Source organism: Curtobacterium sp. JUb34 (genome assembly GCF_003755065.1).
In the GTDB taxonomy this organism is placed as follows: domain Bacteria; phylum Actinomycetota; class Actinomycetes; order Actinomycetales; family Microbacteriaceae; genus Curtobacterium.
In genome coordinates this window covers 97,073-117,662 of record NZ_RJVH01000005.1, presented here as the reverse complement: position 1 = coordinate 117,662, position 20,590 = coordinate 97,073, and the positions used below count along the sequence as shown (strand labels likewise).

21 protein-coding genes are annotated in these 20,590 nt (G+C 66.8%); 11 read left to right on the top strand and 10 right to left on the bottom strand.

The features are described 5' to 3' along the window. Positions 1-70: 70 nt before the first annotated feature. Positions 71-1,123 (bottom strand): hypothetical protein, encoded by a 1,053-nt coding sequence (locus EDF63_RS17095; protein WP_148061817.1) that lies wholly within the window; start codon positions 1,121-1,123, stop codon positions 71-73. 706 nt (positions 1,124-1,829) lie between these two features. Between EDF63_RS17095 and EDF63_RS17090 the strand changes: the two genes are divergently transcribed. After that, positions 1,830-2,678, top strand: a complete 849-nt coding sequence (locus tag EDF63_RS17090; RefSeq protein WP_123314199.1) for a hypothetical protein — start codon at positions 1,830-1,832, stop codon at positions 2,676-2,678. Positions 2,679-2,918: 240 nt separating this feature from the next. Then, positions 2,919-3,497, top strand: a complete 579-nt coding sequence (locus tag EDF63_RS17085) for a hypothetical protein (RefSeq protein ID WP_148061816.1) — start codon at positions 2,919-2,921, stop codon at positions 3,495-3,497. A gap of 413 nt (positions 3,498-3,910) precedes the next feature. Here EDF63_RS17085 and EDF63_RS17080 read toward each other — a convergent pair whose 3' ends face one another. Then, positions 3,911-4,129 carry a hypothetical protein gene (locus EDF63_RS17080; protein ID WP_148061815.1) on the bottom strand — a complete coding sequence of 73 codons (219 nt, stop codon included), beginning with the start codon at positions 4,127-4,129 and terminating at the stop codon, positions 3,911-3,913. Between the two features lie 646 nt (positions 4,130-4,775). After that, positions 4,776-5,360 (bottom strand): MFS transporter, encoded by a 585-nt coding sequence (locus EDF63_RS17075; RefSeq protein ID WP_148061814.1) that lies wholly within the window; start codon positions 5,358-5,360, stop codon positions 4,776-4,778. Between the two features lie 232 nt (positions 5,361-5,592). Between EDF63_RS17075 and EDF63_RS17070 the strand changes: the two genes are divergently transcribed. After that, complete coding sequence (locus tag EDF63_RS17070) at positions 5,593-6,618, top strand: ImmA/IrrE family metallo-endopeptidase (RefSeq protein ID WP_148061813.1); 1,026 nt, start codon at positions 5,593-5,595, stop codon at positions 6,616-6,618. Then, positions 6,615-7,754: a hypothetical protein gene (locus tag EDF63_RS17065; protein ID WP_123314194.1), complete on the top strand. Its 1,140-nt coding sequence runs from the start codon at positions 6,615-6,617 to the stop codon at positions 7,752-7,754. The genes EDF63_RS17070 and EDF63_RS17065 overlap by 4 nt, the downstream gene beginning before the upstream one ends. Here the strand turns inward: EDF63_RS17065 and EDF63_RS18465 are convergent. The 3 genes from EDF63_RS18465 to EDF63_RS17055 all read right to left on the bottom strand — a co-directional run bounded on the left by EDF63_RS18465 (position 7,694) and on the right by EDF63_RS17055 (position 10,604). Next, positions 7,694-8,380, bottom strand: coding sequence for a hypothetical protein (locus EDF63_RS18465; RefSeq protein WP_148061812.1), 687 nt, complete (start codon positions 8,378-8,380; stop codon positions 7,694-7,696). The two genes, EDF63_RS17065 and EDF63_RS18465, sit on opposite strands and share 61 nt — an antisense overlap. Continuing rightward, positions 8,337-8,672, bottom strand: a complete 336-nt coding sequence (locus tag EDF63_RS17060; RefSeq protein WP_123314193.1) for a helix-turn-helix domain-containing protein — start codon at positions 8,670-8,672, stop codon at positions 8,337-8,339. Before EDF63_RS17060 ends, EDF63_RS18465 begins: the two co-directional genes overlap by 44 nt. 831 nt (positions 8,673-9,503) lie before the next feature. Beyond that, complete coding sequence (locus EDF63_RS17055; protein ID WP_123314192.1) at positions 9,504-10,604, bottom strand: hypothetical protein; 1,101 nt, start codon at positions 10,602-10,604, stop codon at positions 9,504-9,506. A 253-nt stretch (positions 10,605-10,857) separates the two neighbouring features. On the opposite strand from EDF63_RS17055, the gene EDF63_RS17050 reads away from it, so the two are divergent. The 4 genes from EDF63_RS17050 to EDF63_RS17035 all read left to right on the top strand — a co-directional run bounded on the left by EDF63_RS17050 (position 10,858) and on the right by EDF63_RS17035 (position 14,384). Then, positions 10,858-11,532, top strand: coding sequence for a hypothetical protein (locus tag EDF63_RS17050; protein WP_123314191.1), 675 nt, complete (start codon positions 10,858-10,860; stop codon positions 11,530-11,532). 214 nt (positions 11,533-11,746) lie between these two features. Then, a complete protein-coding gene (locus EDF63_RS17045; protein WP_123314190.1) occupies positions 11,747-13,066 on the top strand; it encodes a HEPN domain-containing protein in 1,320 nt (439 codons plus the stop codon). Positions 13,067-13,281: 215 nt separating this feature from the next. Continuing rightward, a complete protein-coding gene (locus EDF63_RS17040) occupies positions 13,282-13,824 on the top strand; it encodes a GNAT family N-acetyltransferase (protein ID WP_123314189.1) in 543 nt (180 codons plus the stop codon). Next, positions 13,821-14,384: a GrpB family protein gene (locus EDF63_RS17035; RefSeq protein ID WP_123314188.1), complete on the top strand. Its 564-nt coding sequence runs from the start codon at positions 13,821-13,823 to the stop codon at positions 14,382-14,384. Before EDF63_RS17040 ends, EDF63_RS17035 begins: the two co-directional genes overlap by 4 nt. A gap of 10 nt (positions 14,385-14,394) precedes the next feature. Here the strand turns inward: EDF63_RS17035 and EDF63_RS17030 are convergent, their stop codons facing one another. Next, a complete protein-coding gene (locus tag EDF63_RS17030) occupies positions 14,395-14,796 on the bottom strand; it encodes a hypothetical protein (protein ID WP_123314187.1) in 402 nt (133 codons plus the stop codon). Between the two features lie 43 nt (positions 14,797-14,839). Then, a complete protein-coding gene (locus EDF63_RS17025) occupies positions 14,840-15,535 on the bottom strand; it encodes an SDR family oxidoreductase (RefSeq protein ID WP_123314186.1) in 696 nt (231 codons plus the stop codon). 84 nt (positions 15,536-15,619) lie between these two features. Here EDF63_RS17025 and EDF63_RS17020 point away from each other — a divergent pair, with 84 nt between their 5' ends. Further along, complete coding sequence (locus tag EDF63_RS17020; RefSeq protein WP_123314185.1) at positions 15,620-16,075, top strand: helix-turn-helix domain-containing protein; 456 nt, start codon at positions 15,620-15,622, stop codon at positions 16,073-16,075. A gap of 56 nt (positions 16,076-16,131) precedes the next feature. Here the strand turns inward: EDF63_RS17020 and EDF63_RS17015 are convergent, their stop codons facing one another. Together EDF63_RS17015 and EDF63_RS17010 are read right to left on the bottom strand one after the other, a co-directional pair. Next, positions 16,132-17,145: a LacI family DNA-binding transcriptional regulator gene (locus EDF63_RS17015; RefSeq protein ID WP_260233157.1), complete on the bottom strand. Its 1,014-nt coding sequence runs from the start codon at positions 17,143-17,145 to the stop codon at positions 16,132-16,134. A gap of 74 nt (positions 17,146-17,219) precedes the next feature. Beyond that, positions 17,220-18,452 carry a Gfo/Idh/MocA family protein gene (locus EDF63_RS17010; protein ID WP_395872310.1) on the bottom strand — a complete coding sequence of 411 codons (1,233 nt, stop codon included), beginning with the start codon at positions 18,450-18,452 and terminating at the stop codon, positions 17,220-17,222. Between the two features lie 231 nt (positions 18,453-18,683). Here EDF63_RS17010 and EDF63_RS17005 point away from each other — a divergent pair, with 231 nt between their 5' ends. Continuing rightward, on the top strand, positions 18,684-19,631 hold the full coding sequence (locus EDF63_RS17005) for a carbohydrate ABC transporter permease (protein ID WP_123314369.1): 948 nt from the start codon (positions 18,684-18,686) through the stop codon (positions 19,629-19,631). A 15-nt stretch (positions 19,632-19,646) separates the two neighbouring features. After that, positions 19,647-20,588, top strand: coding sequence for a carbohydrate ABC transporter permease (locus tag EDF63_RS17000; RefSeq protein ID WP_123314184.1), 942 nt, complete (start codon positions 19,647-19,649; stop codon positions 20,586-20,588). The last annotated feature ends 2 nt before the right edge of the window (positions 20,589-20,590 follow it).

The following is a 20,590-nucleotide window of genomic DNA, read 5'->3' as shown; positions in this document are numbered from 1 at the left end:
GTGCCGATCGCGATCTGCCAGTCGTCCCGTCGTTGATGATGGCGCAGCGCACTCGGCGACGATCGCCGGGTCAGGCCGAAGAGCCGGTCGGCTGCTGCGAGGCGAGGTAGCGAAGCGTGCAGTCGAGCAGATCGGTCAGGTCCGCGGCGGACGCCTCACCGAAGTCGACTTCGGCGATGGCTTGGAACCGTAGAGTGCCATCTCCATAGAACTCGGGCCGTGTTTGGTTCCGGTTGTTCTTGCCGGCGAACCCGTGGACGATTACGGGCTCCCATTCGCCCCTGCTCGGCGGACGGCTCGGTCCTTTCCGCCTGAGGAGCGACGCCAGTTCGGGGTGCTCTGCGGCGAGGTGGTCGCGGAGGCTCGCGTAGTCGAGCCACTCGGACATGCTGGTCGCGAGGTCGTATGCTGCGCGACGGACCTCTTCGTCTTCCGTCTTGCCTGGGCGAGGGTCGAAGTCCACGCCGAAGCGGAGTTCACCGCCGGGCTGTGTCTCCCACCAACGGACTTCTGCGATGAAGGCCCTGTCCTTTGTCTCGCCCCGGATTGGGGTCCAACTCTGGATCAGGGGTAGCCCTCCGCCAGCGGTAACGCCTGCCGTCGCCCACCTGTCCCGGGCATGCAAATCGTTGGCGATGCGGCGCGTGACGACGCGGGCAACAAACTTCTGATTGAGCGTCCGCAACGTCTGGCGGGTATGTGACCCGCGCGCCTCGAATACGGCCTGGATCGAGTGATCCCATGCCTCGATGATCGCGGCCGTCTCAATCGCGAGGAGCCGAGCGAAGGTGTCGTCCGAATTGGCCCACCTTCGCACCAGATCGCCGAGACTGAGGAACGTCCAAGCGGAGGCGTCGCGCTCAACCCGGTGCCGATCGGCAGCCAGTGCTGCCAGGTAGAGGGCAGGCTGCGGCGTTACGGATTCGTATGCCGACTGCTGCTTGGAACTCATCACGTGGCCCAACTTCACCTCGACGGCGGCGACGTGCTCGCCGGAGGTGGCGAGCAGGTCGGCCTTATTGGCCCCAGATGCCTCGCGTTTGACATCAGCCGGTAGGAAACCTAGGACGCCCTCCCACGGCGACATGTCTCGGTCGCTTAAGAGCTGGATCACGTCGGACAAGGTCGTTTCCTGCGCCAGTAGGCGTCCGAGTCCGCGAGTCTGAATCCAAGGTCGAGCACTATTCCCCATGAACCGAGGATGGCGAACCTCTCTCAGCTTTTCGAATTGCCACGCCGTGTGAACGCTCGTCCCGCATCGCGGTGGGTCCTGGGCCCGGGGCCCGGGGATGACTTCGAGTACCCGCGGGCCTATCGAGACTGTGCCGCGCGTATCGCTGCTGGAGTCTGATGAAACGAGACACGGCGTGACCATCACCGATCAGCACGCACGCACAACCCGGTCGCCGCACACCCGATAGCAGAGCTGCGTCGCGGGCGGCGGCGGTCGCTCCGATCCGCAGACCCGAGCTGCGGACCGGGCGGATGGAGCGTCCATTCGGGCGCACCAGAAGCAGCTTTGGGTTTCAAACGCCCATACGCGCCGGGTACAGCAACCGCGTTGACCCGCCCTTGAGCCCGCCATTGCAACGATCTGCTGGCCGCCGAGCGGCAGTCAGCGCCCTAAGTCGAGCAGATATGAGCACAGGTATGAACGTCGCAGTAGCGTTCATAAGTCATGGAGGCTTTGACGATGGACGTTACTCAGCTGAGCGCTCTCGCCGCTCGCGGCGAAAGCGGCCCCCCGAAAGCCGCGCCCGCAAGCTCACGCGGAACCGCTACCGTTTTTGTCTGCAGTATCCCGTCGAGAAGATGCTTAGGCTGGTCAGATGGATTCTGAGGACGTCGACGCCGCCTGGTTCGCTGGGTTCCTGGAGAAGGAGCGGAAAAAGCTCCTTCAAATCCACGGCCGGGAGGAGATGCGCCGGGGTCGTGCTGCTCTCATCGAGGCGAGTACGACCCTGGATGCCATCGTCATCGCTCCAGGAGGCGTGGCTGCTTCAATCGACGACGCCTTCGCCCCGACCGCGACGCTCCCACCATCCAGCTTGATCCGAACGCAACTGCGTCTCGCACTGCATTACCTCCAGACTGCGGACGGCGATCCCGCGCCGAGCTTGTCGTCGTTTGTCGTGCTCCGCGTAGCGATCGAATGCATTGCAACCGGTTGTTGGCTCATGGCATCGAGTCGTCGGGAAGCAATTCTTCGGGCGCTGAAGCGGATGTGGTGGGACACGCAGAATGCAGCCGACATGGCAGTCGTTGCCGACGGACGTGCGGACCCTTCCGAGCTGCAGGCGCTCAAAGACCGGCTCACAGCGATCGTCGGGCCGATGAAGCGCCTCGACCTGGATTCAGTCACCGGAGGTCAGCGTCCGCGGCTCTCCGGAGCAGTGCGCGACGCGAGCCGGTCTCTGCGCGAGGAGAACCCGACTGCCCTGAAATCGGCGTGGATGCTGTGCGCCGCCCTCTCGCACGGCAACATACCGGTGTCGGCCGGCGTTGGAATTGCGCCATCGCTGATACAAGATCCCTCCCAGCACCTGATCGATTTCCCCGCGTTCGCCTCGGTCTGGTCGTTGGTCGTGGACGATTTCAGTACCGCTGTCCGCATGTTCGAGAAGCACGCAACTGTGCAACACAAACATCAGGGACCGAGAGACGCCGCGTCGTCTTGACCCCCGTAGCTCCCGAGGCGTTGTCGGTATCGACTGCTCGGCGGCAACTGGTACCAGCACGCGAGCCAGCGGCAACTGTCCGGGTCGAGTACCGCAGGTAAGTAGGGCGCCCGCGTTTCAACCGGCCCGGCTGACGACCCGTCGCACCAACACGGCGCCGAGTGTCGAAGCTGCAACAACCGTCCGCCGATGCAAGGCCGCTTGCATTGCATCCGCCCTCCGATGCGGCAGGGTAGGTGCGTGCTCGAAACGCTTCTCGTGACCGCGCAGACGGTCGTTCTTCCAATCGCCGTCGCAATCGTGACAGCGCAGGTGACGCTTCGGGCGGGCCGTCAGCAGATCGTGTCGGCCGCACGTCAGGACGCAGCGCGGCGCGAGCACGAAACCGAATTACACGCACGCGACGCCGAAGCGCAACGGCACCAGGTACGGGGAGAGGTTCTCGAACAGATCAGCGACGCGATTGACGACTACAAGCGGCGCCCCAACCGGGGCACCGATGCTGTGGAACGCGCGTTCTTTCGACTTTCGAGTCGGTGCTCGGCGCAGCACGTGGCAGACAAGTGTCGACGGTACGTCGAGGTGGCCGCTGCTGTGCCCGATTCGAGTTGGGTCGCGACTGCGATGGACGATGCACGCCGGCGACTCGTCGGCTGGCACTTGGGTCACCTCGACCTCCGGGAGGTCGAGAACTTCATCGTGGAGGCGACGTCCGAGATCGAGGAGCACGTCCGGTCGCATCATCCGATTGAGTGGCGCCTACTCTCTGAGGGGGAGGAGACCGCTCTCGCGCAGGTCCAACAATCGGGCAAGCCATGAAGCGAATAACATCGTCGAGCTTATGCCAGCACGACCTGCGACTGCGCCCGACCGATACGGCCACCTCATCGTGATAGTCGCCTTCGCCCGCTGAGAGCGGCGTCCGAACGCTCCGTTAGCTGACTCGCCGCGCGCGCAGAACCCCAGGGTCGCTCGACGGATCACAGCGGGCTCGACGGCTCGCGCCGAGGACAGATCCGCCCGAGTTTCCGCCTTGTCCCGGACGGGCACGCTCAGAGCCGTATCCGTCCGAGCGGCGACTGGACCGAACGCTCCTCGACGAACGATGTCCGTCCCCAATGCGGTGGCGATGTTCGCTGCATCGAGTTCAGCGTTATGGCGCCGGTGGTGCGATGGGGTGTTGAGGGCAGAGCTCTCCCCACCGAGTGAGGTTTGGCGTTTTGAACCGGCGGCTACTTGTTCCCGCGGCGGGCTCGGCGCAGCTCTGCTACGCGCCGTGCTCGTTCTGGGTTGTTCGCCAGCGTTCGGTCGTCGATGACGTTGACGACGTGCTTGAGGAAGTCCCAGAGGTGCTTGCTGGAGAGCACGGCGAGGACGCCCACGATGACGCTGGTGAGGATGGAGCTGCCGGAGGCCAACAGCATGTCCACCTGGGTTGAGGTGACGGGCATGATGCCTCCTTCGGGGTTGGCCGTGTGGCCGGCCCGTCCGTTGGTGGGCGGGGGTCTAAGGCGCCAGATGCGGGCGCGGGCGTCCGGTGGACGCGGTAGTCGCCCTGTGCGCGGAGCGAGTGACTTCTCGGCGGTCCAGCGTCGGGGCATGAAAAAGGCCGGCCCCGAGGGGTCGGCCTGCTTGTGTTGGTCGAGTGCGGCCGTTGAGGGCACAGTCGTCTCGAGCGGTTTCAGTCTACATTCTTGGCCAGACATGACGAAAGCCAGTCCATTGGACTGGCTTGGGCGCACACTATCGACGCGGGTTCAGGGTACTGCAGGTTTGAACATCCGCGCAAGTACACGGATCTGCGCGTTCCCTGCAGCAGCCGACAGATGAGAGGCCCGCCCCACGAGTGGCGGAGCGTGGCTCTGTGCGCACATCGATCAGGTGGCGGTCCCAGAGGCGCGGGCGGCCTTCCCGGTTCTGTGGGCCGTAACGAGAGGTTTGGGTCTACGCCTGTGCGCGACGACCGGCAGAACGTGAAGGGCTGACCCAAGGGCGCTGTCGCGACGAGCCTCCGTCGCCGTTGATGGCAGAGCCTCATCGCAGCGCGTCCGGTCAGGGTACGACCAGCGAGACGCAGAAGGACGCGCTAGCGGTGCGTCAGACGGCGAGTGCGCGGGTGCGGTGCGCGAACCAGATGGTCAAGGCGATGCCGAGGATGACGGCACCGGTGATCATTACGCCGGTCCACCCTCCGAGGGGCCAGACGAGCCCGGCCAAGGCTGAACCGATCGTGCCGCCGATGAAGTTGACGACGACTAACACGGTGTTCAGTCGGCTGCGGGCGGCGGGATCGATGGAGACCATGCGGGTCTGCAGGAGCACCTGCACAGACTGCACTCCGATCGAGAAGATCTCGAGAGCGATCAGCACGGCAGCGAGGGTGCCGACGCCGAGTCCGGCAACAACGAGGGCCACCAGTGCGACGAGCAGGCCGATGCCGATCGCAGGAAGTGAGTCGCCGCGATCGTAGAGCCGTCCGGCGCGCATGGCGGCGACCGCTCCGGCGACGCCGGCGACGCCGAGGAGGCCGACGAGGCCGATCTGGGTGGCGGTGAACGAATAGGGGGCGGCGGAGAGCAGGAACGTGATGCCTGTCCAGAACAGGGTGAACACGGCCATCGTTGCCGCGCCGATGAGCATCGTGACGCGTACTTGTCGGCTCGTCGCGACTGTGCGGAGCACGGAAGTCGGAAGCGTGCCGTAGCGGGCGCGGACGCTACGACTGGTCGTTCAGGCGAGGAACACCCGAGTTGTACGTGCCAAAGCAATGACCGACCTCCGCGGCGCTGCGCGCGCCGGATCGCTCGCGACGCCATGGCTGCACGCTGCCGCAGAGCGGGCGTGGCGCGAGTCGACGTCGAACTGAAATTCGGAATCAGACGCTGAATGATTTTTTGATGCTACAGTTGGCCCTGTGGAGAACGCAGGGGTGCAGGGAGACACTGTCTCGATGCTCCGTGCTGCCCGTGGGCTCTCGCAAGCGGCGCTGGCTGCTGCGGCCGGCATTCCGCAGAGCCGCCTGTCCCGAATAGAGCAGGGTTTGGAGGTCGTTCCGGCATCCGCCATGTCGGGGCTTGCAGCCGCCCTCGACGTACGGCCCGAGATGCTCGGCGTGCGGGCGGAGGAGTTCACCTCTGCCAGGGTCTTCCACCGGAAGCGCGCGAGTCTGCCGGTGAAGGTGGACCGCCAGGTCCGCGCCGACGCCGCCGTCCGCCGCTTCCAGGTGCGCCGAGCCCTCGGTGAGGTGCTTCCCGCCGTGCGGATCGCGCATGATCCGCTTCCTGATGACGGCACCTACTCGCCGGCGGACCGGGCCACCGAGTTGCGGCGGCTGCTCGGGCTCGGTGTCGAGCCGATCCCGTCGATGACCGCGGTCCTGGAATCAGCGGGCGTGATCGTGCTCCCGGTGAACCTCGATTCCGTGAAGTTGGACGCGATCGGAGGTTGGCCGGAGCACGGGGCGCCCATCATTCTGGTGTCAACGCACGCTCCAGGTGACCGGCAGAGATTCACCCTCGCACACGAACTCGGCCACGCGGTCCTGCACGATGGTGCCGGCGACAACCAGGAGGCCGAGGCGGACCAGTTCGCGTCCGCATTCCTCCTGCCGCCCGCGATGGCCCGCACCGAGCTGCAGAACCCGACGCTTAGCACGTTGGTGGCGCTGAAGGCCCGATGGGGAATGTCAATCGCCGCGCTCGGGCGGCGCGCGCGCGACCTCGGGCTCATGACCGACCGCGAGTACCGCGAGTTCAACATCCAGCTCAGCACGACCGGGATGCACCGGAAGGAACCGGTCGAGATCCCCACCGAACACCCGACCCTGATCCGCAACACCCTTGAACGCATCACCCGAACCGGCACCACCCTCGACGACATCGCGGCGCGCGCCGGAATGAGCGTTGACTCCTTCATCCGCTCCTACGTGGAGGCACCATGAGCACCCCGATCATCGCCCCCGCCCCCAGCGCATTCGCGCGCGGCACCGAACCGCAGCGTCGCACGTCCGGCGACAGTCTCGCCGGGATCCGTCACCGACTCCTTATCGGCGCCGCGAGCGACAGCTTCGCCGTCGCATCGCGCCTCGATGCGACCAGGAACGGAATCGTCCTGCTCGGTAAGAGCGAGAGCAGGATGCTCCGGAAGCTCCGCCAGACGTACCCGGACCTCCCGATTCTGGTCGACCGCGCCCCCTACGACTCCGCCACCGCCACCGCTGACGCGCCCTTCCCGCTCCCAGAGCGCACCGACCAGCTGCTGCCGACACCGACGCTCCGCGACATCGTCGACGGGCAACTCGCCGAGGGTGCGACCCTCGCCGTCCTCGCCATGGCCTATCTCGCGGCCGAGGACCCGGAGCCGCTGCGCGCGGCCATCGCGCAGATCAAGGCGGAGGGCATCTCCAACGCCATCCTCATGGTGCCGGCGGACTTCAGCTGGCTGAAGCGCGCCAACCGCAAGCAGTTCATCGCAATCCTGAAGACGTCGCCCATCCCCGTCGCAATCGGACTGAATCACCGCGGCAACGCGCTCAGCGACCCCGATTGCCTCACCGGCTTCCGCGAGCTGTTCGAGCAGGTCCCTGACGCCATGCCCTGGCGGATCGACCACAACGGACTCGGCGCCATGGCCCTCGGGGCTCCGGCCGCGGTCATCGGCGTCCTCGCCTCCCACCGACACGTTTCCGTGCAGGGTGAATTCTCCCGGACCCCGCACGACAAGCACCCCAACGTCTGGGTCGCGACGCTGATGATGTGGGGCAAGGCCAGCGAGTTGCGCCGCAACTACTTCGCGACCACGGACGCACCGGGCTGCGCCTCAGCACCCTGCTTCGGCGACAGCCCCGTCCGCTTCACCGACAGCGCCGCCGACATCGCTGCAGGCAACATGCACAACGTCCTCGCGTTCCTCGACGATCACCGCTCGATGCCGACCGATCCGGACCTCGCCCGCGATTGGTGGCGCACCCGCATCCGCAGCGCCGTCGACGCAATCGCCACGTTCGGCATTCGGGCTCAGCGCCCGGGACTCAAGCCGCCCGCCGACGTCCACAACTGGTTCAACGAACTGCGCTGAGCCCGCACAAAGCCCGCAACGGTCAAGTGCTCGGCGTAGAGCCCTTCGCAGAACGCCCACCATTCTGCGGTGACCCGATCGACCTGTAGCTCGCCAGGGGGGCACAGGAGAACGCTCTCCGCCGCAGACGATCCTTGCCGCACACCGATTCCGTACAGATCGGCCATCGCGAGGTCCTGATCGGACACCGCGGCGCCATCAGGCATCAACACCGACCTGGACGCGTACCCGGCCAGCCGGTCCGCGCGGGCAATCCCTGCATCAAGCGAACGTGCGGAGACGACCGCCTCGAGCGGTGCAAGGGGAACGGTTCCGACGCGATTACCCCACGGAGACCCGTCGACGTCGTACACCGCGTTGACGAGACCCGTGCCGAGTAATGCTTCGATCTCCGTCGAACCGCCAAGACTCACCGGCCCGATCGTCGACGTCGGCAGAGACAACGCAGCCGCGAGGGTGGCGACCTCGGTGACTGCACCGATCCCGAGGCAGCCGCGTCGATGATCCTCCCCGACGTCGATCGCGTACCGCAGTGCGAATGGCAGCCGCCGCCACGAGGACTTCATCCACCTCGGCTGCGCGTCATCCATCGGAAGTCCGTGCAGCGGCGCCGCGTCGATCTGCATCGTCGACCTTCCCTTCCGCTGCCGTGACAAACACCTCTACCGCCTTCCACATCGGATGCGGGAGGCGTTCGTACCGTTGTACCCGCTCGACGACGCTGGAGCTAATCCGCCGAACCAGATCGACCTCTTCGAGCTTCCGTAGCGTCCGATGCACCGTTGACGGAGCAAGGCCTGTCGTCTTCTGAACCCGGGGGCTGTCGAACTCACGGGCGCCAGACGCAACCGCCCACGCGATGTCAAGCAGGTGATCGTTGCCGAACAGCGTCTTCGACAGCACCGTCAACGACCCCATGTTTCGAGTATACAGAATCTCGATTCTGGAATCGAGGATCTAGGCTCTGCTTGGTTTCTCCTGGCTGGTGTACGTCTCGACAGACGCCGATCGGCGAGTCATCGGGTCCCACCCCGGCCTCTCAAACACGTCGACAAGGGCGTGATAGTGAATGGCTGGCGTACGTCTCGACAGACGCCGATCGGCGGGTCATCGGGTCCCACCCCGGCCTCTCAAACACGTCGACAAGGGCGTGATAGTGACACCGCAGCTCGAAGACGGCGATGCTGCACCGGAAGATCAGCGATTCCCGGACGGGCGTGAACCGATGCGGGTCAGGGCGGGGCACAGAGATTCGACCGCAGTCGCGCCGACCCGCGCCTTGGCCTCACGTCTCGCCGCGCCTGAAGGCCTCCGGGGCCTCTGGGATCTGGAGACACTCGAAGCATGCCCCACTGACGTCCGCGAGCTGGCCTTGGTCGTGCCTCAAGAGGATGGGCGTTCGACGTGCTGTCGTACCCCGGACGCACCGATTGTCGTGTTGCGATGAAGGGTCGCTGCGCCGGGAGGGCTCTCGACTCAGCGTCTAGGCGACTGGGAGGCCGGCGCGGACTTGCAACCCGGGCGTGAATCAACCGAATCGAGCTTGGGAACGAAACTCCGGCACAACACCGCGAGCCCGGAGGCGCAGGTCAGGATCGGCGGGACGGTTCGGCCCCTCGCATCACTGGATGCCGCGATCGTGCGCAACGAGTGCTCGCAGTTACGGACCTGAACCCTTCACATCTGACGGGGACTCTTCGCTCACCGTCGCCGCGCTCCCAGCTCGCGCCTGTTGGTGCACCAGTCCTCTCAGCTGCGGCGCCAAGCGCGAAGCGCGTCTGACAGCTCGGTGAGCAGCTCGATGACATCCGCCTCGATGTCGGCGTACTTCGAGGCCCCCGAAGTTGTCGCTTCCACGAGGCCATAAGCGGGTTTTGTTCCGGACAGTCCCGCGAGCGTCTTCGGGATGCCGTAGTGCATGGACCGGTTTCGCAGACCGCGCATGCGAAGGACTTGCTGGGCCTCCTCGGCCTGCAGGACAGCTTCCACCTCGCGCTGCGCAGCTGACCCCGTGTCCGAACCGGATCGTTCAAGGATCTGCGCCAGTGCGTTCAACGCATGCGTCACCGCAACAAACCGGACGCGGAAGAGGCTTGACCGATGCGTCGTGGCCGTCGGAGCGAACACCCAGAGTGCGGCGTTCACCGAGCACTCGACCATCAGCAAGACGTCCTTCACGGATGGGGAAGCGAAGTCGCCGTACGAGGTCGCATCGAACAGCACCGACGTCGTGTCAACCAGGCGTGGCTCAGCAACGTCTGGGAGCGGAACCTGTCGAATCAGCGGATCACCCATTCCGAAGGCGCGCTGAAGATCAACCGTGCGCCGACCCATCGTCTGACCCAGCGTGAACGACCGCGACTCCTCATCAGCGACCCCGCGATCGTCGAGGCTCGTCACCGCCTGATACGACGCCAACCTCGTGGAAGCAAGCACGCGGTCGTCGCTCTCCAGCAACGCGAAATCGTTGAGGGACGACAGCGCCGCCGAATGCTCGGCGGCGATCGAGGCGAACTGATCCAGTACCGAGTCAACAGACTTCTTGTTGTCGTCGAGGAGCTTCACCGTGTGACGAGCTGTGGCAATGTCAACATCCCACCCCACGGTCAGGCGGGCGGCAGCGTCCGGGTCGACACGTTTCAGCTGCTCCAAGCCCTCGTGAAGAATACGTGCCACCTGCGGGATGATCGCCAACCCAACAGTCGGCTCCCAGACCGTGCCGACCGCCGACGTCACTAGCGACGTCCACCACGACACATCGTCGCGGACCATCGTTGCGTCCAACTCTCGCCGCTGCTCAGCGGTCTCAACCGTGGACTTCCTCTTGGCCTTCGCCGACTTCCCGCTCACAAGACCATCCTGCCGCTGCCGTCTGCTCGTCACCATGTTTCGTGCGGTGCGAATAGCGCCTATTCGAGCCCTGCGGAGGGCAACCCTGGACGGGCGGCACATGGATACGCCAGCCTTCTCGGCTGCCACCTCTGGACGCTGCGACCCACGAGACGGACGAACATAGAAGCCGGTTGGCGCATCAGGCGAGCACAGCGTTCGATGGCGAGGATGACGATCATCCTCCGGCGGATCACTGTGCGATCGTTTGTCCATGAGTACGAAGGCTCTGCCCTCGGGGACTGAGACCGACCGGTTTGCCGACTTAGCGGGATGCTGGGCGGATCTGCGCCTCGCGACCGAGCTTCTGAGCGCCGCACGAAGCGTCGACCCTGCATCCGAGAACGCCGCAACGGTGACGTCCGGTCTTGGGGAAGCAGCGATCATGAGCTACGCGAGGTGCTTCAGCAAGGGGCGCAGGGCACACCTCACGGAGCAGGTCGTACCGGAGGACGCCCTCATAGTGCACCAGCTCATCCTTGCCCTCCGAGACAAGTTCACTGGCCACTCCGTCAACGCGATGAGCCAAGCGGTGGTCACCGGACAGACAGAAAACTGGCCTGAGCTGGCGAGTATTCGAGGTCTCGCATTCCGCGCGCACATCCAACGCAGTCTCGTTGTCGACATGATGCTCCTCGTCGCCACAGTGCGCGACGCACTGGCCGACCAGATCGAGGCCGCGCGCTTGGCGGTGAAGTTTGCGCACGATGATCTCGACGTATCAGGTTTGCATCAACTCGGAGATATCCGCATCATGGCAGCTTCGGCGCCCGACTACGACTTCGTCCGAGCCCGCCGCTCAGGGCAAGCGAACGGTCAGGTCCTGATCCCGATGGTCGGCGGACCCGGAGCAGGAGGGGAATCCGTCGCAACCATCACAATCGTCTAACCCGAGACGCGACTGAGGTCATCCAACCAAGTAGTTCGGTTTGAGCTTGTCATCGCGCCTGGAGCGGTAGCTCGATCCGTCATCGCGCATCAGCGGGTCAGAGCTGACCGCGCACAGTTCCCCTTGAGATGTCGTCCACCGTGGGCCGCCAGGTCAACCCGCAAAGTTGCACCGACAGAGGATGGTGTGGCACCCCACAACACGGAGAGAACAAATGGCAAACACCCTCGACGTCGGCGACCGCAGATTCGGACAACTCCTCGGCCTTGGAGCCGACGGGCGCCCCGTTGAAGTCCTCCTGGAACGAACTGACACGGGCATCAGCCTGACGGTCACGTGGGCGTCATCGGAGGACGCCGCATTCGCGTCCTGGTTTGTCACCGAAAGCGCAGCCCCGTCCACCGAGAGCGGCGCGCGGCCGTCACCACCTCGTCGTCTCCGGTTCCACGACACGGAAGGCTTCGTCACCTTGCTCGGCTGCTACAGCGGCGGGTACACGATCCGGCACGGTGGCCTGGCATCGGGAACCATCCGCGCCAGCTTCGCAGTACTCGACGCACCGAGAGACACCGATTTTGACCACATTGGCGGTGCTCGCTCGTCGGTGAGCCACTTGCAAGGATGGCTGGGGGTGAAAGCGTGGCAGGCGCACGAGAAGGGCGAAGGCGGGCGCACCACCGAGTTGGCGTTCGAGGCGACGCTGCCGGAGGCCATTGACCTCGGCATGTGGGGTGGCACTCGCACACAGTTGAAGACCAGTGCCATCCAACGGAATCTCGATGAAGGTGTCGTCCAACTCGAAAGCCAGACTTCCGTCGAGACCACACGCTCGTACGCGACCAGCTGGGACCGTCACCTGCGACCGTCACGCGCGCTACACGACCTCCTCGTGATCAGCGGATGGAACCGAGAGCACGTCGGGATGATCTCGGTCCACCATCCCAGCGACACACACCCCACAGCCTCCGGGCAGGAACTACCCTGGTGGCGCCCGGTGGTCTCCGCCGATGTTTCGGTGGGCGATCGCCCCCGTGCTCGTAACCATCTGATCACCTGGGCGGACCTGGGCGTCGACGGTATCCGACGATGGTTCTGCCTGCGAGAGCGATACATGCGGGTAATCGACCCGGTCGTCACCAGCATCTCGCTGCGCAACGCGACGCCAACGACAATCCTGGCGCAGACGGGTCCAGCCCTCGAAGCGCTCGGCTACTACCTGCTGCTTCGAGACGGTCTCGCAAGGTCACGCGCGAACAAAATGAGTCTCGGCGCTCGCCTGGAACGGATCTTCGCGGACGTAAACCAGGTCATGCCGTTTGACGAGACCGAGTGGGTTGATCGCTTCACTTCCGCTTACAACGGCATCAAGCACGCAAATCGTCAGCTCCCGGACGATTTGGATGTCGTCAACGCGCAACGAGAAGGCATCCTCGTGGTGCGAGCTTGGTGCGCACTCGAGTTGGGGGCGGACTCCGCGAGTCTGCGACAGCGCGTGCTCGAGGATCCGCAGGCGGTGCCATTCATCCGCCGATAGCGCCCAAACAGGACCGTTGTGGGGACGCGCTGGTTTGGTCCGTGGATGTCCAGAGCCACGATTCAACCCGGTGTGAGCGCACGCGCTCGCACGGAATGACCTTTCGCTAGCCTGATCGTATGCAAGAGCAGCACTCCGACGTATGCAACAATCGCGGTGCGATTGAGCAGAGCCCAGCGCTCAGGCGTCTAGATTCAAATCCGCAAAGCCCCGCCATGGACACCCGGTTGCGCCTGCTCCGCGTCGACGACGCGGCGATGCTCGCCGCCGTCATCACCGCGAGCGCCGAGCACCTGCGACCGTGGGAGCCGACCCGGGCGCCGGCGTACTTCACCGAGCAAGGTCAGCACGACGTCATCGTGCAGTCGCTCGCCGCGGAGCGCGCGGGCACCGCGGTCCCGTTCGTGATCGACTCGACGGACGGTGAGCTCCTCGGGCGCATCACGCTGAGCGGTATCACCCGCGGCGCCCTGCAGTCGTGCGCGATGGGGTACTGGATCCGCGCCGACCGACTCCGCCAGGGCCACGCCTCCCGCGCCGTCGCCGCTGCCGCCGGCCACGCGTTCGACGTGCTCCGACTCCACCGGGTGCAGGCCGAGACCCTTCCGGAGAACGTCGGGTCGCAGCGTGCGCTCGAGTCCGCCGGGTTCACCCGCTACGGGTTCGCGCCGGAGTACATCAAGATCGACGGGGCCTGGCGTGACCACGTCATGTTCCAGCTCCTCGCACCACCGCCGGCCACGCGGCGCACTCGATGATCGAGGTCGTCGACCACCAGCCGTCGTGGCCCGAGCGGTTCACGGTGTTGCGGGACGCGTACGCCGCCGCGCTCGACGCCGCCGGCGCGCCCTATCGCAGCATCGAGCACGTCGGCAGCACCTCGGTGCCGGGCCTCGCCGCGAAGCCCGTGATCGACGTCGACATCGTGGTCGATCCCGAAGAAGTCGCGGCGGCGGTCGCAGCGCTGACCACGATCGGGTTCGGGCCACGAGGAGACCTCGGTGTCCCCGACCGGCAGGCCTTCCGGACACCGGAGCACTTCGCCCCGACCAACACCTACGTCGTCGTGGCCGGGTCGCTCGCGCTCCGCAACCACCTGGCCGTCCGCGACGTCCTGCGCGCCGACCCGGAGCTCCGGGACGAGTACGCCGCGGTGAAGCGCCGCGCCGCTGCCGAGGCCCAGGACATCGACGACTACATCGAGCGCAAGAGCGAGGTGCTGGCCCGGATCCTGCTCGCCGGCGGCTTGTCGGACCGGGAACGCGCCGCCATCACGGCCACGAACCGCCGGATCACCGGCCGCGGGGCCGGCGGTTGACCCGTCCCGCTCACGGCACGAACGGCAGCGGGTACGGCATCAGGAGTTGGCCGTCGGTGAGCGGCATCAGCGCCGCCATCCCGACCAGGGAGCTCGTGACCAGCGCGACCGCGGCGAACCACCACGCCGATCGGCGGCCGCGGCGTGCCCTCCGGGCGGTCAGCAGCAGCAACCCGAAACCGATGACGTGCGCGACCACCACCACCGGGAGGCCGAGGGACAGCGCGCCCTCGTTCGGGTGCGAGAAGTCGTCAGCTGAACGTCGGTTGTCGACGTCGGACGCCAGGTACAGCCAGAACCACGTGGCGAAGCCCGCGACCGTCCCGAGCGCTGCCGTCACCCAGAACAGGGCCGCCCACCCCGCGGACGTCCACCCCGTGCGCCGCTCCGACACTGCCCCCGCCGTCCCCATGCGGTCATGGTAGCGGCGGGGGCTGCCGGGTCGTCCACGAGTGTCAGGCGGTGGCGAGCGCCGGGTAGAGCGCCGTCAGCGGCGCGCTGAGTCCAGCGCGGACGTCACGGCTGACCTGGTCGGCCAGCACCTCGTGCTCACCGGCCTCGACAGCGTCCCAGATGAGCCGGACGATGTCGGCCGGGTCGGACTTCTCGACGTCGAGCCCCGCGGTCATGCCGGTGTCCGTGTAGCCGAGGTGCGCGCCGACGACCTGGGTGCCCTGGGGCGCCAGCTCGAGGCGGAGCGAGTTCGTGATGGACCAGAACGCCGCCTTCGACGCCGAGTACGCGCCGGCGAGGGCGACCCAGCTCAGGGCCGAGTGCACGTCGATCAGTGCGCCGCCGCCGATCGAGGGGGCGAAGGCCTTGGCGACGCGGAGCGCACCGAAGACGTTCGTCGCGAAGATGCGCTCGACCTCCTCGACCGAGGTGTCCACGAGCGGGTCGGCGCCAGCGATCCCGGCGTTGTTCACCACGACGGTCACGTCGGCTGCGGCACGAGCGGCGGCGTCGACGCTCTCCTGGCTGGTGACGTCGAGGGCGAGCGGCACGATGCGCTCGTCGTCCCAGGTGCGCGGGGTGCGGGCGGTCGCGTAGACCTTGGCGGCACCGCGGTCCAGGGCCTGCTGGACGAACTCGGCGCCGAGGCCGCCGTTCGCTCCGGTGACGAGGACGACGGCATTGGTGAGGTCGGTCATGAGGGGCTCCAAACGAAGAAGTTGAGTACGGAAACCGAACCTAGCACGTTGTGTCCGGAAATCGAACCCAGCTAGGATGAACGCATGCTCGGCATCCTCGGCGGCGACGAGCGCTGCCCCATCGCACGGTCCCTCGACGTCCTCGGCGAGAAGTGGACGCTCATGATCGTGCGCGACGCCCTCGCCGGCTCGACGCGCTTCAGTCAGTTCCAGCAGAGCCTCGGCGTCCCGCGCGAGGTGCTCACGGCGCGTCTGGCCTCACTCGTCGACGGGGGAGTGCTCGAGCGCACGACCTACAAGCCGGAGGGTGCCCGGGCGCGCGAGGAGTACGTCCTCACCGACGCCGGCCGCGATCTCTCGCTGGTACTCCTGGCGCTCGGTGGCTGGGCGGACCGGTACCGCCCCACGGAGCTGACCTCGGACCTGCGCTTCGTCGACACCGATTCCGGCGAGCCGGTCGAAGCGGTCGCGGTGACGCAGGAGTCCCAGCAGCGTGTGCCGCTCCAGCGGCTCACCGCCGTCATGGACCCGGCGATCTGACGGACGGGAGGGACGGGGCGGCTCCGCCACGGGCCTCCCGACCGTCGGTGGGTGCGTCAGCGACGCACGTCGCACCCGCAGCTCGCGCCCAGGACCAACTCGGCGGGCACCAGGTCGCGGTGCCACTGGTTGTCCGCGTCGAGTCCGAGCACGCGGTCGACCGCGGCGATCGCCATCGTCTCGATCGGCTGCCGGACCGTCGTGAGCTGCGGGTTCGTGTAGTCCGCCTCCGCACCGCCGTCGAACGACACGATCGCGACGTCCTCCGGCGCGCGCAGGCCGAGCTCCCACAGCGCCCGCAGGACGCCGACGGCCTGCATGTCCGAGCTGACGAAGACGGCGCGGGGTCCGGTCTCGTCGCCGAACATGCGGAGCCCGGCTTCGTAGCCGCCCCGTCGGGTGAAGTCGCACCGGACGATCGGGCCGTCGGGCAGCCCGGCGTCGCGCAGGGCCCGCATCCACCCCTGCTCACGGAGTTCCATCGACCCGGCGTGCCCCATCACCAGGCCGATCGACTCGTACCCGTGCTCGACCAGGTGCCGGGTGCCGTCGTACGCGCCGCGCAGGGCGTCGACGCCGATGCTGGCGTAGTCGGGGACCTCGAAGAAGGTGTTGAGCAGGACGAGCGGGATGCCCGGGTCGGAGACGTTGGACAGGTCCGGGTGCGTCATGATGCTCGTCAGGATGATGCCGTCGACCTGCCGGGCGGACAGGCTGCGGAGCCGCTCGCGCTCCTGGGTGGCGTCACCGTCGCTGTTCGCGAGCAGGACGTCGTAGCCGCGGGCGGCTGCGGCGTGGGTGACCTCGACGGCGAGCTCCGACCAGAACGGGTTGTCGAGCTCGGGGACGATGAGGCCGAGCATCTTCGACGACCCGGTGCGCAGGGCCTGGGCGCTGGCGTTCGGGCGGTAGCCGAGGACCCGGATGGCGTCGCGGACCCGGGCGGCGGTGGCGGCCGCGACGGGCCGGGGGCCGTCGTGCACGACGTAGCTGACGACGGAGGTGCTCACGCCGGCGTACCGGGCGACGTCGGCGCGGGTGACCGCCCTCGGGGTCGTCGGGACGGTCACGGGTGCCACCTTCGTCGGCTCGGGAACGGCGTTCGGGTGCCGGTCCGTGCGGACCGGCACCCGAACACCACGTGCTACTCGCTGGCGATCCTAGACGAGGGCGCCGCCTCGACGGTGTCCGGGGCGTCGCCGAAGTCCGGCACCTCGAGGCGGACGCCGCCCTGCAGGGCCGACTGGTGGGCGATGATGCCGGGCAGCGTGAAGCGTGCGGCGGTCCAGGCGTTCACGGGCGGCAGGGTCCGGTCGACGACGGCGCGGACGAAGTCGTCGGCCAGGAACTGGTGCGAGCCTTCGTGTCCGGTCGGCACGCCGGCGTACTCGGCGGGCAGGCGGTCGGTGTCGTGCACCTCGGCGTACCCGGAGACGAACGCGTCGCGCAGCGAGGGGTCGACGCCGGCGAGACGCGGGTCGTCGAGGTCCATCGTCGCCTGCGTGTTGATCTTGTCGCTGATGTCGTGCGAGTCCTCCTTGTCCTGCCAGACGCTGACCTTCGCGAGCTGCTCGAAGCTCGCCTCGGTGCCGAAGTAGCGGAAGCGCGACTCGCGGATGTGCGACGGGTAGCCGACGCGGCGCATCTCGTTGATGCGCATGACGCCGCCGTTGTCGAGTTCGAACAGGGCGGTGGCGTTCGAGAAGTCGTTGTCGAACTGGCTGACGTCCTTGTCGAAGACGCCGTCGCCGCGGTCGTCCTTGACGCCGATGCAGCTGACGCTGACCGCGTGTCCGGGGATGGCGCCGAGGACGCCGCCGACCGAGTGGGTCGGGTAGAGCATGGGCGGGTAGCTGGCGGTGCGCTTCCAGTCCTCGCCACCGCTGAACTGGTACGCGGCGTAGAACCCGAGGTCCATGTCGTGCACGTAGTCGCCCTCGGAGTAGAAGACCCGGCCGAAGGCGCCGTCGGCGACCTGCTTGCGGGCGAACACCGTCGCGGGGTTGTAGTAGCTCGTCTCGCCCATCATGTAGGTGAGCCCGGTCTCGCGGACGGCCTCGATGATGTCGCGGATCTCGTCGACCGAGATCGCCATCGGCACCGCCGAGTACACGTGCTTGCCGGCCCGGAGCGCCTTGACGACGAGCGGCCCGTGCGTCCAGCGCTGGGTGAAGATCGCGACCGCGTCGACGTCCGAGGCGAGCACGGCGTCGAAGTCGGCGAACGTGCCGTCGAGGTGCTGCGACTGGACGAGTTCCGATGCGCGGTCGTCGACGAGGTCGGTCACGAAGACGCGGTCGACGTCCGGGTGGAGCTTGAACAGCTTGGCGAACTGGGGGGCGAACTGGCCCGCGCCGACCATTCCGACAGAGATCATCAGTGACCTTTCCAGGGGTGAGGGATGCGTCGCCGGGCAGGTCGCGCCGATGCGATCGACCGCCATCCTGACACGATCGTCTACACGTGACAACCCCCGATTCGAACCGGGAAGAAGCCCCTTGCCACCCCGTGTCCCCACGTGTAGATTCCCGGCTCACGGACTGCTGCACGTCAGTCCACCGCAGACGAAGGAGTCGCGATGGCCACCGAGAGCCCTGTGTCGTCACCCTTGACGACCGCCAGCACGAGACGGAGGAGTCGGGCAGCCGACCTCCCGCTCGCCAGCACCACCGTCCCCCGCCGCCGCCGTCCCCGGAACGACCTGTGGCTCGCGCTCGTCTTCATCGCGCCGGCCGCGATCGGCTTCGTGGTGTTCCTCGCCTGGCCGACCGTGCGGGGCATCTACCTGAGCTTCACGTCGTACAACCTGCTCACCGAACCGGAGTTCACCGGGCTGCAGAACTACGCGCGGCTCGTGCAGGACTCGATCTTCTGGCACTCGATGGTGGTCACCGTCGAGTACGTGCTCATCAACATCGTCATCCAGACGGTCGTCGCGCTGTTCATCGCGGTGATGATGCACCGCCTGACGAAGTCGACCTTCGTGCGCGGCATCGTCCTGGCGCCGTACCTGGTGTCGAACGTGGTCGCGGCGCTCGTCTGGTTGTGGATCCTCGACACCCAGCTCGGCATCGGCAACGAGATGCTCGCTGCCCTCGGGCTCGACCGCATCCCGTTCCTGCAGAGCGACGTCTGGGGCATCCCGTCGATCGCGCTCATCAACGTGTGGCGGCACGTCGGCTACACGGCGCTCCTGATCTTCGCGGGCCTGCAGTCGCTCCCCGAGACCGTCTACGAGGCCGGCCGCATCGACGGGGCGAGCGAGTGGAAGATGTTCTGGCGCATCACGGTGCCGCTGCTCCGCCCGATCCTGTCCCTGGTGCTCATCATCACCGTGATCGGCTCGTTCCAGGTGTTCGACACCGTCGCCGTCACCACGCAGGGCGGCCCCGCGAACGCCACGAACGTCGTGCAGAACTACATCTACAACCTGGCGTTCGGCCGGTTCCAGTTCGGCTACGCGTCCGCGGTCTCGGTCGCGCTCCTCATCGTCCTCAGCATCATCACGATCATCCAGTACCGCCTCACCCGCTCGGGTGAGTCGGACCTGGACTGAACGGAGCGCCGCACCATGACCACGACCCTCACCCGTTCCGTCACCACGAAGCGTCCGCCCCGTCCCGGAGCCGGCCACCGTCGCCGTCCGTCGCTCGGCCGCGTCCTCGCCTGGGTCGCGATGATCCTCGTCATCGTCGTCACCCTGTTCCCGTTCTACTGGATCCTGCGCACCGCCCTGTCGTCGAACGGCGCGATCAACTCCGACCCGACGTCCCTGCTGCCGGTCGGCTTCAGCCTGGGCGGCTTCGAGCGGGTCCTCGGCCTGCAGTCCACCGAGGAGGCGCTGGCCCAGGGCGGCTCCGGCGCTGCCCTGAACTTCTGGCGGTACCTGCTCAACTCCGTGATCGTGTCGACGCTCGTCACGGTCGGCCAGGTGTTCTTCTCGGCCGCCGCAGCGTACGCCTTCGCCCGACTGCGCTGGCCCGGACGCGACAAGGTCTTCGGGGTGTTCCTCGCCGGCCTGATGGTGCCCGCGATCTTCACGCTGCTGCCGAACTTCACGCTCATCAAGCAGCTCGGGCTCGTCGACAACCTGCTCGGCATCGCGCTGCCCACGATGTTCATGACCCCGTTCGCGGTGTTCTTCCTGCGGCAGTTCTTCCTCGGCATCTCGAAGGAGGTCGAGGAGGCCGCACTCATCGACGGTGCGGGCAAGGTCCGGGTGTTCTTCCGACTCGTCATCCCGATGGCCGCCGCACCGATCGCCACGCTCGCCGTGCTGACGTACATCACGAGCTGGAACGACTACTTCTGGCCGCTCATGGTGTCGTACACCGACAGCTCGCGGGTGCTCACCGTCGCGCTCGGCGTCTTCAAGTCGCAGTCCCCGCAGTCCGGCACCGACTGGGCCGGGCTCATGTCCGCGACCCTCGTCGCGGCCCTCCCGATGATCGTGCTGTTCGGCGTCTTCGCCAAGCGGATCGTCAACTCCATCGGCTTCTCCGGGATCAAGTAGCC

Coding starts and splice junctions, on each gene's coding strand:
- EDF63_RS17090 (WP_123314199.1), top strand. CDS start 1,830: ATGGATTCTGAGGACGTCGACGCCGCCTGGTTCGCTGGGTTCCTGGAG.
- EDF63_RS17080 (WP_148061815.1), bottom strand. CDS start 4,129: ATGCCCGTCACCTCAACCCAGGTGGACATGCTGTTGGCCTCCGGCAGC.
- EDF63_RS17065 (WP_123314194.1), top strand. CDS start 6,615: ATGAGCACCCCGATCATCGCCCCCGCCCCCAGCGCATTCGCGCGCGGC.
- EDF63_RS18465 (WP_148061812.1), bottom strand. CDS start 8,380: ATGCAGATCGACGCGGCGCCGCTGCACGGACTTCCGATGGATGACGCG.
- EDF63_RS17060 (WP_123314193.1), bottom strand. CDS start 8,672: ATGGGGTCGTTGACGGTGCTGTCGAAGACGCTGTTCGGCAACGATCAC.
- EDF63_RS17050 (WP_123314191.1), top strand. CDS start 10,858: ATGAGTACGAAGGCTCTGCCCTCGGGGACTGAGACCGACCGGTTTGCC.
- EDF63_RS17045 (WP_123314190.1), top strand. CDS start 11,747: ATGGCAAACACCCTCGACGTCGGCGACCGCAGATTCGGACAACTCCTC.
- EDF63_RS17040 (WP_123314189.1), top strand. CDS start 13,282: ATGGACACCCGGTTGCGCCTGCTCCGCGTCGACGACGCGGCGATGCTC.
- EDF63_RS17035 (WP_123314188.1), top strand. CDS start 13,821: ATGATCGAGGTCGTCGACCACCAGCCGTCGTGGCCCGAGCGGTTCACG.
- EDF63_RS17030 (WP_123314187.1), bottom strand. CDS start 14,796: ATGGGGACGGCGGGGGCAGTGTCGGAGCGGCGCACGGGGTGGACGTCC.
- EDF63_RS17025 (WP_123314186.1), bottom strand. CDS start 15,535: ATGACCGACCTCACCAATGCCGTCGTCCTCGTCACCGGAGCGAACGGC.
- EDF63_RS17020 (WP_123314185.1), top strand. CDS start 15,620: ATGCTCGGCATCCTCGGCGGCGACGAGCGCTGCCCCATCGCACGGTCC.
- EDF63_RS17010 (WP_395872310.1), bottom strand. CDS start 18,452: ATGATCTCTGTCGGAATGGTCGGCGCGGGCCAGTTCGCCCCCCAGTTC.
- EDF63_RS17000 (WP_123314184.1), top strand. CDS start 19,647: ATGACCACGACCCTCACCCGTTCCGTCACCACGAAGCGTCCGCCCCGT.